The sequence below is a fragment of the Anaerophaga thermohalophila DSM 12881 genome, from assembly GCF_000191885.1.
Taxonomy (GTDB): Bacteria; Bacteroidota; Bacteroidia; order Bacteroidales; family Marinilabiliaceae; genus Anaerophaga; species Anaerophaga thermohalophila.
Window position 1 is genome coordinate 1 of the sequence record NZ_AEWI01000110.1, and the last position, 683, is coordinate 683.

The 683-nt window shown below is 37.9% G+C and carries 1 protein-coding gene; it reads left to right on the forward strand.

Annotated features, from left to right (window positions below; all coding sequences use genetic code 11):
- The first annotated feature begins 334 nt into the window (after window positions 1-334).
- Entirely contained in the window at window positions 335-556 is a 222-nt protein-coding gene (locus ATH1_RS0116010; protein ID WP_010424144.1) for a DUF433 domain-containing protein, read from the forward strand.
- The last annotated feature ends 127 nt before the right edge of the window (window positions 557-683 follow it).

Genomic DNA, 683 nt, shown 5'->3' on the forward strand with positions numbered 1-683 from the left:
AGCGGACCAGACCTTTTTGGTTCTTTTTGGGGCAATGCCAAAAAGAACATCTGAGGAGGTAACGACGAAGAATCTCACCAGGTTAAATCGTTGCAACAGTGATAGATTCTTCACTTTGTTCAGAATGACAGGGAGTTGTGTTTTATAAGTTTTTAGTTCGCATCCTTGCCAGTAGCAAGGGAGGCCGTTCAATAAAAAAAATCAAACAACCCCACAGCTTTATGGGTCAAAAAATCCATTTTGACGAGGGTGAAAATCAGTTGTTTTTTAATTGTTTAATTGGTACTTTTATTCGGAATCAGTTGTTGATTATTTAAACGGCAAATTAAGAATGATGGAATATAACAAAATAATAAAAAGAAATCCCCAAAAACGATTTGGTAAGCCCTGCGTGCGGGATACAAGAATCACAGTCTATGATGTTCTGGGTTGGTTGGCTGCCGGCATGTCTTATGATGAAATTATTGATGATTTTCCGGAATTAACTACTGAAGATATTAAAGCTTGTCTTGCTTATGCAGCAGATAGGGAGCATAAACTTCTTCATGCTTCATGAAATTACTTTCCACTGGTGCGGATTTCTTTTGTTCTGTATAGAAAACCTCGTTAGCCGAAGGATCTCATCAGGTTAAAACATTACAACAGTGATAGATTCTTCGCTCCGCTCAGAATGACAATTAGCT

Bases quoted from the DNA above. Each gene is read 5' to 3' on its own strand.
- ATH1_RS0116010 (WP_010424144.1), top strand. From the start codon at position 335: ATGGAATATAACAAAATAATAAAAAGAAATCCCCAAAAACGATTTGGT.